Here is a 13360-nt window from a genome sequence, read left to right as displayed (position 1 = left end):
ATGTAATTTTATTGAAATAAATGGTAATATATTTTATCTATTTTTTACTGAATAGTAACAAAAAATTCAAATCAACTACATGAGGTATTGAAATGATCATAGTCATGGGGAAGAAACCTCCACTGCTTAACGGCGATGCTGTAGAAATCTAACAGCAGTTTGACTACGTTAAAGGGTTGAAGGAGATCGACTGAATATTAAAGAACTTAACCAGGAAGGAATAAGATAATGAGCATTCCATGGTATATGCGAGATAAGCGTTTTGAGCTTGGAACGGTCGCAGATGTCGGCACTCTCTTAGGCTGTATTTATCTAAACCAAAGTCAAGTACTGATGTAGGGCATTTTAAAATGGCTGCTAGAACTCAGGACAGATTCTTCAGATCTGTCAGGGTTGCTTTATTTAAAAATTGTAAGTTTCTAGATGAAGCGCAGGCGTACGCTGAAACTTGGTTCTCCAATTGGCGACGCGATCTATTTAAGTGGCCGACGGTCAGATTGAATACTGAGGAACATGATGGACGCAAAAGTAAGGAAAATAAAAAAACCTCCATGTAAGGAGGCTCTAGAAGTAAGTGTGTTATTGGATTGTTACATTTAAGTAGTAGTTAGAACTTGGATCATCTGTTCCTGCAGGTGAGATAACGATATTGTATCTTGTGCTTCCTTCAGCAGTAAAATATAGGCCGACATTATCGTTTCCAAAGGACATCCATGTTTTATCAAATGTAGAACCAGTTCCCTTGTTCATTACAAAATCAGCATGGTAACCAGTAGGATTATTGAGAACAACATAGATTCTTCTACCTGCATCACTCGGTTGTGTCGTGAATGTGTACCAGTCTCTATCACTTGAGCTGGAGAGATTACCTACAATTGTATCATTTCCGTATTGGCTGATCACTTGTGCATAGTTGTAACTGTCGTTGTTTGACTGCTCATAAATTGTAGCTGCAAATGCTGATTGTGCTGAAAAAGCAAGAGAAGATGCGATAATACCGACTGTAAGGATTTTTTTAGAAAATTTCATCATCATAACGGTTTATTTCCTCCTAAAATTTACTATATTTACCTACGAGAGTTATAGTATAACAATTTCCAATGTAATGCAATTAAATCTTTAATATGTAATATTAAAGTAATATTTGGTAATTTGCTTAATTGAATATGAAATACTTGGAGGTGTCCGTTATGAAGGCTTGATAATAAAACCGAAATGCTTTCCAATCGGTGAATATTATCTGTTCAGCTACATACTTATCAAAAAGATCTTTTTGTAGGTTATTGAAATCCTCTTCGCTTTGAACTTCAAATCCTCCTGATTTTAAAACTCCTTAAACGATTGAGAGTTTGAGGAGTTTCCCATAAAATCCGAATTAAACAATTCTCCCAAAGATAAATTTATTGTTTGAGATAAAGATTTAAGGTTCTTTTGTAATTTTTTTAATCATCAAAAGTAAAAGAAATGTTTATACCTCCCAGTGTCACTACGCCCATTTATTATTTAACGATAAAAACTAAAAATGGAAATAAATTTAAATTATCATTAAGGTGTTCGGCAAATTCCCAAGCGCTTGGGAATTTGTCAAAGAACAATTTATGTAAAGACTAGCCATGCATGGCCATCTCGTAACGGAGACCCGCGACCGTCCCGGCATATAAGCCGGTAGGTTTCGTCCGCGCCGCGGCGGACTCGTCAGGCGGTTTCATTTTCACAAAGCGTTTGGAAATATAAGAGCGTCTACCCGCATTATTGTGCATTAACTTGCATTGTTGATTTAATAAAAAAAAGCCCGAAACCGCCTATATACAAGGGGTTTTGGGCTTTTTGTCGTAGCAACTTGCGTCTCAGCTCTCTTAACGGCTGTAGAACTCGACGATTTGTTTCTCGTCAATTTCTTGTGGAAGCTCGGAACGTTCTGGCAAACGGATGTACTTGCCTTCTACGCTTGCGTCGTTGAACTCAAGGTATGTTGGCAGGTAGTTACGGTTAGCAAGAGCTTCTTTCACTGCGGAAAGACCTTTGCTTCTTTCGCGAAGCGCGATTACGTCACCAGTAGATACGATGTAAGAAGCGATGTCTACTTTTTTGCCGTTCACAGTTACGTGACCGTGAGCAACCAATTGACGTGCGCCTGCACGGGAGTTGGAAAGACCAAGACGGTAAACCAAGTTGTCCAAACGGCTTTCAAGCAAGATCATGAAGTTCTCACCGGAAATACCTTTCAATTTGGAAGCTTTGTCGAACAAGTTGCGGAATTGCTTCTCGTTCAAACCGTACATGTGACGAAGTTTTTGTTTTTCATTTAATTGAACGCCGTAACCGCTCATTTTTTTACGTTGTCCTGGGCCATGTTGACCTGGAGGGAATGGGCGTTTCATGTCTTTACCGTTACCGCTCAAGGAAATACCAACGCGGCGGCTTAGTTTGAATTTAGGTCCTGTATAACGTGACATTTAGGAAAAACTCCTTCTTTTTAACAAATAGTTTAGTAGATAGCAGCTAAATGTTAGGGTGAAGACAAGTGCCTGGTTTTGCTTACGAATCATAATGTGATTCCCTGACAAGAGTAGTTCAGCCGCTGTCTTGACAGGAGCAAAAGCAGTGAGGGTGATCACAAATGGCATTCACCGAAATCATGTTGTTACTCGACTTCTAATTTTATTAAAAACAGCGGCAAGTGTCAAGTGTCAATCCTGCGCGACGATTCGAAAAATTCGTGCAATCAGGAAAGAAAAATAGTATGATATATGAGGTAACATTTAGCCTGAATCAATAGGACTACAGTTTGTTAGTGAAGGAGAGCCTATGAGTGAATCGCTTCGTAGTATGAAACAACATAGTCGCGCAGAGCACTTCGAAGAGTTTCTTCGGCAAGGACTTGTTCTTTCTAGCAACTTTTCCTATGGGGAAGCCAATTCAGGGCAGCTCTTGTTTGATGCTTCTGATTATTGGATTTTTCAATTTGGACAAGCGATGCTGCCCCGTCACACTGCCCTGTTATGGGTAAATACTGAGCTTTCAGTTATGAATGCTTGCTCGCATGAGACGACTTTTTCTGAAAGCGTTTTGTCCACTAATGCTTCGTGGAGCTATGCGATTCAGAGCGACAATCCATTTGCGCGCTGTGCAGTGAATCCCATGCTTCAAGTCATGTCAGGCAATGACATGCAAATCATTGAATTGAAATCAACGCATGCTGCTGCCGTCCCAGTCTATGATTCCCAAGGCAGGCTTATCGCCTACATGGGACTATTGTCTCAGACTTATGTATCGACGGAAGAATTAATGCAATTGTTGTATACACTGGCACTTTCTTTTCAAAGCTGTGTTCAAACGGTGGATGATCGCCGCAAGTATGAGCAGCTATTTATGCAGCATCAGCAAAGAGAAATTGAATTCAAGAAGCATGATATTCTATTTGAAGCTTCCAAGAAACTGCACGCTAAGATTGATGTCGACTCTGTGTTGACAGAAGTCATTGATTGTATATATCGTTTTTATCCGAATATTCACGTTGACTTGCTCTTATCTCAGGATAATGATTCTAATAACCTATATGTGAAGCCTTTGAATTTCCAGAATGCAGAAGATGATATCCGTACGCGTGCTTTTATGGAAGGGCATGTGATATTTGAGCCTACGTCGGAACGCTCAGGGGCCAGCATAGGCAATGTCGCCGCGCCACTATCAGGGAAACAAGGTGTTTACGGGGTGCTGTATATGAAGTCGGAGCATGATTTGATACATGCATCTGATCTGCAATTCATCTCTTTGCTCGCAGATACAGCAGGATCGGCTTTTGAAAATGCCAAACTATACGAGCAATCGAATTTGATGATTAATGAATTGCGACTTATCAATGAGATTACGAAGCAGTTGAATCAAAGTTTGCGGCTTAATGAGATCTTCAATTCGGCTTCAAGTGAGATTTTAAGCATATTCGGTGCTGATTACAGCTGTATTCTTCAGACCGACAAGGATAGTGAGAAGCTAATAGTGCAAGCGACCAATCTGCCTGCCATGTTTCATGAGGCGATTTCGCTGAATCAAGGTTTTTCTGGATTGATCTATAATACCAAAGAGCCCATTATTATTTCGGACTATATGATTAATAATAAGATCAGTTCCAAGCTTATGCAGTTGACCGATTCGCGGTCGCTCATTGGCTCGCCCATTCTGGTGAATGGACAAGTCGAAGGGGTTATTTTGGTTGTTCATAGCGAACCTAATTTCTTCTCCTATGATAATTACAAGCTGCTGCAGGTGTTATCAGGCCATATTGGTCTTGCCATGACGAATGCTTCGCTGCACGCTGAAGTTAAACGGATGGTCATCACGGATAATTTGACTGGACTTTATGTGCGTCATTACTTGGATGAGCAGGCTAATTTGCTGCAGAAGAAGGATTTTTGCGGTTCATTAATCGTCGTTGACATTGATAATTTCAAGCGGGTGAATGATACGCATGGCCATCAAGTTGGGGACAAAATCTTGATTCAAGTGAGCCAAATCGTCAAGACCAGCATTCGTGATTCGGATATTGCGGCTAGATGGGGTGGGGAAGAGTTGGCTGTTTACCTGCCGCAAGTTGCGAAGGATCAGACAATTCGTATCGCTGAACGCATTCGTTCACGCGTAATGGACGAGACGAATCCACAAGTAACGGTTTCCTGCGGTGTTTCGGATTGGAATTGGGAGGAAGACAAGATCAGTGTGGAATCGCTGTTCTACCGGGCAGATATGGCGCTCTATCAAGCTAAAAATAACGGTCGCAACCAAATTCAAATCGGTTAGCCATTTCACGCAAGCACCTGTCGAAAGAAGTTGGAAACAACCTCTGGAGACAGGTGTTTTTGTTATTGACATAAAACAGCTCTAACTGGGAAAACTGTTAACGAATATGTGAAAAATATCTGGATATTTCTCTTCCTTGCCTTACGCTAACATGTTACAATAGTTTGGTCTAAGGGAAGGGATGGTCGAATTTTGTCGGTATTAAATAGAAAGCGCATACTACCAATTTTACTCCTTATCGTTGTGCTCTGTGGCTTGATTTATTTTTTCTTCTATAACCCTATAGGCGTCAAGCTTACACATAGCAACATGCGGCAGCTTTCTGGGCATTTAAGGGACTTGGGTTGGCCTGGTAAAATAATTGGAATGAGCTTGGTTTTTTTTCAAACCTTTTTTCCGTTCATTCCGTTTGTTGTCGTAGCAGGGACGAATGTCGCTATTTTTGGAATCAAGGTAGGATTCCTCGTCAATTATGTGATGTCCTGCTTAGGAGCAATCGCGTCCTTTTATTTCGCCCGTTATTATGGACATGCATGGGTAGAGAAGAAGTTAGAACGGTTTCCACTTGTTAAGCAGTTTAGCTTGCGGATGGAAAAGCGGGGTTTCTTGTATGTTTTACTAGGGAGATTAATACCGATCTTGCCTTCTTCGGCTATTAATTATGCCGCGGGCCTTACAAGAATTAAATTTACTCATTTCTTAGCTGGCACTTTACTGGGCAAGCTGCCCATCGTTTTTCTAGAATCGATGATCGCTCATGATTTATTTCATTTTCAAAAATACAAGGGGAGATTGCTCTTGTTGCTAGGAATTCTTGTCGTTTTGATTCTCATTGGAAATGGCGTGAAGAAAGCACTTACAGCGAAGACGAAGTAATGCTTTCTTCTTGGAGAATGCAGGAAATTTTCTAGTTGCGCTTAGTCACCCTTCCAAGTTATCATATAGAAAGCAAGGCGACCAACTCATACGAAATTAATGGAGGAATGCAATATGCCAAGTGCTAATAACGCCGCAATTGTTGAAATTTCACAAACCGCTAATAAATTTAGATCCTCAATTGTTCTTCAATACGATAATAAGTATATCGATGTGAAAAGTATTCTAGGCTTGTTTACGACTTTGCTTAGCTCAAGCAAATACGATTTGCATGTTCACGGACCCGATGAAGCAGAAGCGAAGATCGCTATGGCTGAAGTATTTGCTAAGCATGATCTAGGCGTAAACGTAGTAGCAGATTAAAATGTTGCACAAAGAAGGTACTCTCAGAATCTCTGAGGGTACCTTCTCTTGTATATTGGAGCATTTTCGCTTAATATAGATCATATAAGGACGGATGACTATGCGTATAGGGGGAAGTGGGAATGTCTTCATCTGATCTATTGCTGGACATGAATCAAAAGGCGCTTAATCTTCTTCAAGAAGATGCAGATAAAATCGAGAAGCTGATCGAAGTACAAATGGAGAATTTGACGACTCGTCAATGCCCACTGTATGAGGAAGTTTTAGATACGCAAATGTACGGACTTTCTAGAGAAATTGATTTTGCTATTCGAGCGGGACTTATTTCCGAATTGCCTGGCAAACAAATTCTGAACAAACTAGAACGTAACCTTGCAGAGCTATATGAAGCGCTAAATAATAAAAAGTAACCCTCTATAGGGGTTACTTTTTTTATAAGCTGCTTATTTATACGAGGAAGAACACGACGCCTAGAATAATGTAGACTACGAGAAGCAAGAGTCCTTCATACCAGTTCGTTGAGCCGTCTTGGGTGATCGACTTGGTTATGAAGACGGCGACCCCGATTGCAGCCAGCTCGTAGGTGGTGAAGACGATGTTCATCGGAGTCCCGCCCATAAAGAAGCTGGCAATGATAAGGACCGGGGCAACGAACAGGGCGATCTGCAAGGAACTTCCGATAGCGATTTCTACGGCAGCTCCCATTTTGTTCTTCATTGCCATCATCACAGCGGCGCTATGTTCAGCTGCGTTGCCAATGATAGCGATCAAGAAAGCACCTACGAACAGCTCGGATAATCCGAATTTGTGAGTCACTTCTTCCAGTGTTCCGACCAACCATTCACTAGTGAATGCGACCATCACAGTAGCTAGAACGAGAAACATAATAGACATGGATTTGGACCAAGGCGCTTCACCATGTTCAATGGCTTCTTCCGAAAGGATCTCTTTGTGAGTGACCATCGAGAATAAGAGCCAGAGCAGGTATGCCGCTACTAGCAATACAGCCACGATGATGCTCATCGATGAGGTTTCTTTGGTCGTTAAGCCCCCTGCGAAGATAGCTGGGATGAACAACGCGATGACGCCAAGTATCATCAGGGAGGAGTTATGTGAAGCAAGCTTCACGTTAAACGATTGCTCCTTGAACTTTAATCCGCCTGCGAAAATACTGAGTCCGAGAACGAGAAGCAGGTTTCCGATGATAGAACCCGTTAAGCTGGCTTTAACGACCTCAAACATCCCGTCTTTGACCAAAAAGATGGCAATGATTAATTCAGCAGCATTCCCGAAGGTTGCATTCAGAAATCCGCCCATGCGTTCGCCTGCATAATGCGCAACACTCTCCGTTGCTTTGCCGAGGAACCCAGCTACGAAGATGATCGCAATCGCTGAAATGACGAATTGCAAGGTTGCGTTTAGATGCATGTAATGAGCAACGGCACTTAGGGCGAAAGTGAGAATTAAACCTACATAGAACAATTTTCCTTTCAAAGTGAACCCTCCGACTTTTTCTTTGTATTGGTACTTTTTGACTTCTTTTAATATAACGACTTTGGCTTGCAATGTAAATTCGATTTCTAGAAGAGAGCAGTTCTTGCTTTCATGTTTTGAACTTATTACAATAGATTCATACCAAGATTAGGGAGTGATCCGTATGTCCGAAGACAATCAAACCGGTTTAATTCGTATTTCTGATGATGTAGTATCGACGATCGCAGGCCTTGCGGCTCTGGAGACGGCTGGCATAGCGGGCATGTCTGGGGGAATATCAGAGGGCCTAGCGAAGCGTTTGAGCGGTAAGAATGTACAAAGAGGCGTCTCTGTAGAGGTAGGGCAAGTGGAGGCAGCCATCGATCTACGTGTTATCGTCAATTACGGTTCCCGTATTCAGGATGTATGCAGGGATCTCCAGGAAAACGTGCGAGAAGCTGTTGAGAACATGACGGGTTTAACCGTGGTGGAAGTCAACGTGAAGGTGGAAGGCGTTGCGTTTAAGGAAGAAGAAGTGGACGACCCTCATCGCGTCAAATAGAAAAAAAGACCCAATCGAATGTTTTGGCATCGATTAGGGTCTTTTTTTGGTTGGAGCCGTTTCTTTATGCGTATGTTCACGCGAGATACTAAGTAATATCCCCATGCTAATGAGTGAGACCATCATGGACGAACCCCCAGCGGATATGAAGGGCAAGGTGACACCGGTAAGTGGTATGGCATTCGTGACGCCGCCAATATTAATAAAGCTTTGGAAAGCGAACATAACCATGATACCGACGCCTGTCAGCATGCCGAACATATCGGGACTGCGAACCGCGACAAGAATTCCTCGCCAAATGAAGATAATAAAAACTAGAATAAATAGAGAGCTGCCTATAAAACCTAATTCTTCGCCGATAACGGCAAAAATAAAATCGTTATGAGCTTCGGGTAAATAGTGTAGTTTCTGGATGCCTTGCCCGAATCCTGCCCCCCACAATCCGCCGTGTCCAAAGGCATATAACGATTGAACGACTTGATGTCCGGCACCTTGCGGATCTGAGAAGGGATCGATGTAAGACGTAAAACGGCTGATTCGGTAGTTATCGGTTGCTTTCCCGCCGCCTTTGAGCAAGTAAAGCAACACACCGATCGTGCCGATAACCGCAAAGCTCGTCCCAAGCAGGAAGATGTGCTTCAAATTGGACCCTCCCACCATGATGACGATGGCGGAGCAAACGAATAATATCATACAGGAACCAAAATCAGGCTGCAGCATAATTAGGAAACAGACGAAACCGACAACGATCAAAGCAGGGAGTAACCCTTTCTTGAAGTTGCGGAACTTCTCATCTTTATTGCTGATCATGGATGCCAAGTACATGATGACAATCAGTTTGGCAAACTCCGTGGGCTGGATACCGAATTTACCGAGCGTATACCAACTGCTGGCGCCATTGGCTTTGGAAGTGAAAATAACGAAGATCAAGGCAAGTACGACAAAGAAAAAAGCAGGGATAACCAGTTTCTTGAGCTTGGAATAGTGGATATTCATGCAGAATAGCATGCCCACGGTACCAATCCCCACTGCAATCAACTGCTTTTTCGTAAAGGCCCATGGATCTCCATAATAGGCACTTGTCATAGAGCTTGCGCTGAACACCATAGCTAATCCGAAACTAACGAGTACAAAGGTTAAAAAGAGCAGCAGAAAATCCGGCGTTCCTCTTCGAGGGGGATTCATGCTGTATCCTCGCCTAGTCTGCCAATAATTGTTGCAGTTGCGCTAGTTTTTGATTGGAGATTTTGAGCACGGAATCCGGCACAGGGGAGTTGTAGTCCAAACCATGCGGGAATGTTTCTCTGCCTATGTAAGCTTCTTCCAAATAAAGAATCGCATAGGGGGATTCCAATTTTCCGCTTTCTACACGTGCATTAACACGCAAGAAATAGACGGCTTTCGATGCTTTATCTTCCATTTTAAAATCATAAGTAGCACGTGTGTATTCCCACTGCCAACGCACAAAACCAAGTTTAGTCGTTACTTCATCCAGGTGAGCCAAGTCGCTTTTTAAGCCTTTTAAGCCAGTTGCTTCAATAATCACTTTTAACGCCTCCATATTGTACGTATGCATTCTTTATTCATGATAGTATGTTTCACATGGTTCTGCAAGTCGAGAAGTGCTGCTAATTTCTAATATTTGATGGCACTATACAGATGAAACCAGATCTTTAATTTGGTAGAATAGGTGAAAGTGGCAAGGCATATGTGCAAAGCGATAGAAACAAAGGATGGGCGGAGGATTTTCCTTATGAATGATTTTCAAGATGGCTTACAAGCGATTTATGAAGAAATGGTTGCCTGGAGGCGCTACTTGCATCAAAACCCGGAACTTTCGTTCCATGAATATCGGACGGCTGAATTTGTTCAGAACCACCTGCTAAGTTGGAATATTGAGGTTCGCAAAGGCGTTGGCGGGAACGGTGTCGTCGGCTTGCTGCGCGGAAGCGGTGAGGGTCCGACCGTAGCGCTGCGCGCGGATATGGACGCTCTGCCTATTCAAGACGAGAAGAATTGTACGTATTCTTCCCTTACAAGCGGCGTCATGCATGCCTGTGGGCATGATGCTCACACCGCAACTTTGCTCGGTATTGCCAAGATCGCCAGCCAGCATCGGGAGCAACTCAAAGGCAATCTGGTGTTCTTGTTCCAGCATGCCGAGGAAATTACGCCTGGAGGCGCCGATTCCATGATCAAAGACGGTGCTCTGGAAGGCGTTGATGCTGTATTTGGTGTTCATCTCTGGACGCCATTCCCCGTTGGTCATATTTACAGTAAGGCAGGTCCTTTGATGGCAGCCCCGGACGAATTCACTATCCAGATTCAAGGGAAGGGCGGGCATGGCGGATTGCCGCATCAAACGATCGACAGCATCTATGTAGCTTCCCAATTGGTTGTGAATCTGCAATCGATTGTCAGTCGTCAAGTCGATCCGATTGAGCCGTGCGTCGTCAGCATTGGTTCCTTCCATGGCGGGTCTAGCTTTAATGTGATTGCAGAAACAAGCACGCTAAGCGGCACGGTTCGTACTTTTAATGCTGAACTTAGGCAAGATGTAAAGCAGCGTTTTGAAAGAATGGTAGCAAGCACATGTGAGATGTACCAAGCGACATATAAACTCGATTATAAATTAGGGTATCCAACCGTTGTGAATGATGATCAGGAGGCTGAACGGTTCTTCAAAGTGGGTCAAGCTCTGTTCGGTGCAGATGCTGTGCATGCGTCCCCCCTTATTATGGCCGGCGAAGACTTCTCCTATTATTTGCACCACCGGCCGGGATGCTATATGTTCGTAGGGGCTGGGAACGAAGCGGCGGGAATCATTCACCCACACCACCATCCCAAATTCGATATTGATGAAAGATCCATGCTGCACGCTGCAAATCTTTTACTGGGCATGGCCTTGGATTATATGGCATGAATGACGTCTTTTCTTTGGAGAATGCTATGTTTGTACGTTTACTCCAAGGAGGGATTGTGTAATGGCGGCAGGCCGAACAGTGAAAGACATTATGAGTAAAGATTGCGTGACGGTGACGCTCCAAGATAATGTATACGAGATTGCGGTTAAAATGAAGCAGCACGATATCGGCTTTGTAGCTGTCGTAGAAGGAAAGAAACTAATCGGTGTTGTCACAGACCGTGACCTTGTTGTGCGCGGTTATGCGGAGAAGAAGTCAGGCTCTACAGCTGTGGAAGAGGTCATAACGACCAATATTGCGACGATTGATCCAAGCATGTCCATCGAAGAAGCAGCGAAAGTCATGGCGAAGGATCAGATCCGTCGTCTGCCAGTTGTGGAAAATGGGGAACTTGTTGGTGTCGTCGCGATTGGCGACTTAGCCGTACGAGGAAATTTCGAGGATGAAGCGGGCGAAGCGCTTAGCCGGATTTCATCAGACAAAACATTGGTCGGCAGCAGCAAGTAATCGTTATTATTTATCTTAGTAAGAGCAGCTCTTTTCTATTTGGAAAGGGCTGTTTTTTTTAGAGGAGGCTGGTGTCGTTGAAGACATGTGTGGATAATAGCACAAAGATTGGTGTAATTATTCTGAATGAGGGTTGGCATTATACCTATCTAAATGATTACGCAGCAAGTATAGTAGAGCGAACTCCAACGGAATTGGTAGGTAAAATCATTTGGGCCGAATTTCCTCAAGCCATGCGTTACGCTTGCTATGAGCAATTTCATAAAGCATTCCAACAGCAGAAAGAAGTTCATTTTGAAGAATACATAAGAAAGATCAACCAATGGTTGACGGTAAGCGCGTACCCTCGCGATGGTCTCTTACATATTGTCTTGCATAAACACGAGTTTGCAGGGATGAGTTTCTTACAGGGAAGTGAATATCAGACCTATATCGAGCATGCCCAGGATCTAATTACGCTCACAACGCAAGACGGCATTATTCGTTATGTTTCACCAGCTGTATTCCGCTTGCTTGGGTTTCAGATTGAGGAGATTATTGGCATCAATATTTTGACGTACTGCCATCCAGAGGACATTGAAGCGCTGAAAGCCAGTTTTACGGAAGAAGCGGGACGGACGGGCAATGACCAAGGCATGATGACATGCCGCTTTCTGCATAAGCAGGGGGGATATGTGTGGTTTGAGAAAAATTATAGGTGGATTTTGGATGAGAAAGGACTGCGAGTTCAGAAATTATGCATCTGGCGTGATATTACCGAACGCAAGTTGGTTGAAGAACGATTTGTGCAAGCGCAGCGATTAGGCCGTTTTGGCAGCTTTGAACGAGATCTCAAAAAAGATTATATCCTTTGGTCGGACGAAAGTTTCCGCCTGCACGGCCTCGCTCCCGCCGATTACATGCAGTTGAATGATGTGATTAAGCATATTCTGCCTGAGGATCGTGAGAAAGTTAGATATGCTTTCGAATTGGCGATCAAGCAAGGAATGTCAGAGGTTGAATACCGTATTATTCGTATGGATGGCAAGGAACGGTTTATCAAGTCGCAGATAGAGCGGATCATCGGAAATACGAACCAAATCAAGATTCGCGGAATCATGCATGATATTACGGCTCATAAGCAGATTGAAATGGAGCTCAAAAGAAGCAAGGCAAATCTGGAAATTGCTCAAGAAATTGCAGGTCTGGGTCATTATGATTGGGATGTCATCCAGAATGAATTGTACTGGTCTGACGAGATGTTTATGTTGTTTCATGTTAATCGCGAAGCCTTCACGAACCAGATCGAGGCATTTGTTCAAATTGTTCATCCAGATGATATCCAGAAGGTGAAAGATTCGTTGCGGGAGGCCTTGCATGGCGGCTCCTTGGATATGACGATTCGCGTGATTGTAGAAGGGACTGGCATCCGTACCATTCACACGATGGCCAAAACGACGTATGACGAATGGGGCAGGCCACTGCGTCTGTTCGGGACTGTGCAGGACATTACGGTGCAAAAACAGACGGAGGAACTGCTTCGCAAGACGGAAAAATTGAACGTCGCCGGTCAGTTGGCTGCGGGGATTGCCCATGAAATTCGCAACCCGCTGACAGCGCTCAAAGGATTCGCTAAGCTGATGTGCCATGCGAATGAGGAGAGTAGGCAGCGCTATTTTCAAATTATGCAGGATGAGTTTAATCGTATTGAGTTGATTCTAGGTGAATTGCTGATTCTGGCTAAACCGCAAGTAGAGACCGTCGATTAACATTCTGCATCCAGCCCTCCCACTTCCCAATTAGCAAATTTTGTGGAAATTCTTAAAATTTACGTATGCGAGTCCTCATTTTGTTTCCCCAACAGGTGTTTAACCTGCCG

13 protein-coding genes are annotated in these 13360 nt (G+C 43.4%); 8 read left to right on the top strand and 5 right to left on the bottom strand.

The features are described from left to right. Positions 1-579 precede the first annotated feature (579 nt). Positions 580-1035: a hypothetical protein gene (locus IEY34_RS00065; RefSeq protein WP_189005916.1), complete on the bottom strand. Its 456-nt coding sequence runs from the start codon at positions 1033-1035 to the stop codon at positions 580-582. Between the two features lie 821 nt (positions 1036-1856). Next, the gene (gene rpsD / locus IEY34_RS00060) at positions 1857-2456 is read right to left on the bottom strand and encodes a 30S ribosomal protein S4 (protein WP_079416295.1); all 600 of its coding nucleotides are present in this window, start codon (positions 2454-2456) and stop codon (positions 1857-1859) included. Positions 2457-2808: 352 nt separating this feature from the next. Here rpsD and IEY34_RS00055 point away from each other — a divergent pair, with 352 nt between their 5' ends. From IEY34_RS00055 to IEY34_RS00040, 4 genes are all read left to right on the top strand, one after another. Next, positions 2809-4797, top strand: coding sequence for a sensor domain-containing diguanylate cyclase (locus tag IEY34_RS00055; protein ID WP_229757391.1), 1989 nt, complete (start codon positions 2809-2811; stop codon positions 4795-4797). A gap of 366 nt (positions 4798-5163) precedes the next feature. Then, on the top strand, positions 5164-5673 hold the full coding sequence (locus IEY34_RS00050) for a TVP38/TMEM64 family protein (protein WP_229757390.1): 510 nt from the start codon (positions 5164-5166) through the stop codon (positions 5671-5673). A gap of 114 nt (positions 5674-5787) precedes the next feature. Continuing rightward, positions 5788-6036 carry an HPr family phosphocarrier protein gene (locus tag IEY34_RS00045; protein WP_189005913.1) on the top strand — a complete coding sequence of 83 codons (249 nt, stop codon included), beginning with the start codon at positions 5788-5790 and terminating at the stop codon, positions 6034-6036. 122 nt (positions 6037-6158) lie between these two features. After that, on the top strand, positions 6159-6446 hold the full coding sequence (locus IEY34_RS00040) for an Fpa/YlaN family protein (protein WP_189005910.1): 288 nt from the start codon (positions 6159-6161) through the stop codon (positions 6444-6446). Positions 6447-6483: 37 nt separating this feature from the next. On the opposite strand, the gene cax is transcribed toward IEY34_RS00040, so the two are convergent. Then, positions 6484-7530, bottom strand: coding sequence for a calcium/proton exchanger (gene cax / locus IEY34_RS00035; protein ID WP_189005907.1), 1047 nt, complete (start codon positions 7528-7530; stop codon positions 6484-6486). A 163-nt stretch (positions 7531-7693) separates the two neighbouring features. Here cax and IEY34_RS00030 point away from each other — a divergent pair, with 163 nt between their 5' ends. After that, positions 7694-8071: an Asp23/Gls24 family envelope stress response protein gene (locus tag IEY34_RS00030; RefSeq protein WP_189005904.1), complete on the top strand. Its 378-nt coding sequence runs from the start codon at positions 7694-7696 to the stop codon at positions 8069-8071. Positions 8072-8104: 33 nt separating this feature from the next. Here the strand turns inward: IEY34_RS00030 and ftsW are convergent, their stop codons facing one another. After that, entirely contained in the window at positions 8105-9256 is a 1152-nt protein-coding gene (gene ftsW / locus IEY34_RS00025; RefSeq protein WP_189005901.1) for a putative lipid II flippase FtsW, read from the bottom strand. A gap of 13 nt (positions 9257-9269) precedes the next feature. Then, a complete protein-coding gene (locus IEY34_RS00020) occupies positions 9270-9617 on the bottom strand; it encodes a YugN family protein (protein WP_189005898.1) in 348 nt (115 codons plus the stop codon). A 207-nt stretch (positions 9618-9824) separates the two neighbouring features. Between IEY34_RS00020 and IEY34_RS00015 the strand changes: the two genes are divergently transcribed. From IEY34_RS00015 to IEY34_RS00005, 3 genes are all read left to right on the top strand, one after another. Further along, a complete protein-coding gene (locus tag IEY34_RS00015; RefSeq protein WP_189005894.1) occupies positions 9825-10994 on the top strand; it encodes a M20 family metallopeptidase in 1170 nt (389 codons plus the stop codon). Positions 10995-11055: 61 nt separating this feature from the next. After that, on the top strand, positions 11056-11502 hold the full coding sequence (locus IEY34_RS00010; RefSeq protein ID WP_189005891.1) for a CBS domain-containing protein: 447 nt from the start codon (positions 11056-11058) through the stop codon (positions 11500-11502). Positions 11503-11579: 77 nt separating this feature from the next. Next, the gene (locus IEY34_RS00005; protein WP_189005888.1) at positions 11580-13250 is read left to right on the top strand and encodes a PAS domain-containing protein; all 1671 of its coding nucleotides are present in this window, start codon (positions 11580-11582) and stop codon (positions 13248-13250) included. Positions 13251-13360: the final 110 nt, after the last annotated feature.

The sequence above is a fragment of the Paenibacillus marchantiophytorum genome (assembly GCF_014640555.1).
In the GTDB taxonomy this organism is placed as follows: Bacteria; Bacillota; Bacilli; order Paenibacillales; family NBRC-103111; genus Paenibacillus_E; species Paenibacillus_E marchantiophytorum.
This window is presented reverse-complemented; position numbering and strand designations above follow the sequence as displayed.

Coding starts and splice junctions, on each gene's coding strand:
- IEY34_RS00065 (WP_189005916.1), bottom strand. CDS start 1,035: ATGATGATGAAATTTTCTAAAAAAATCCTTACAGTCGGTATTATCGCA.
- rpsD (WP_079416295.1), bottom strand. CDS start 2,456: ATGTCACGTTATACAGGACCTAAATTCAAACTAAGCCGCCGCGTTGGT.
- IEY34_RS00055 (WP_229757391.1), top strand. CDS start 2,809: ATGAGTGAATCGCTTCGTAGTATGAAACAACATAGTCGCGCAGAGCAC.
- IEY34_RS00050 (WP_229757390.1), top strand. CDS start 5,164: ATGAGCTTGGTTTTTTTTCAAACCTTTTTTCCGTTCATTCCGTTTGTT.
- IEY34_RS00045 (WP_189005913.1), top strand. CDS start 5,788: ATGCCAAGTGCTAATAACGCCGCAATTGTTGAAATTTCACAAACCGCT.
- IEY34_RS00040 (WP_189005910.1), top strand. CDS start 6,159: ATGTCTTCATCTGATCTATTGCTGGACATGAATCAAAAGGCGCTTAAT.
- IEY34_RS00030 (WP_189005904.1), top strand. CDS start 7,694: ATGTCCGAAGACAATCAAACCGGTTTAATTCGTATTTCTGATGATGTA.
- ftsW (WP_189005901.1), bottom strand. CDS start 9,256: ATGAATCCCCCTCGAAGAGGAACGCCGGATTTTCTGCTGCTCTTTTTA.
- IEY34_RS00015 (WP_189005894.1), top strand. CDS start 9,825: ATGAATGATTTTCAAGATGGCTTACAAGCGATTTATGAAGAAATGGTT.
- IEY34_RS00010 (WP_189005891.1), top strand. CDS start 11,056: ATGGCGGCAGGCCGAACAGTGAAAGACATTATGAGTAAAGATTGCGTG.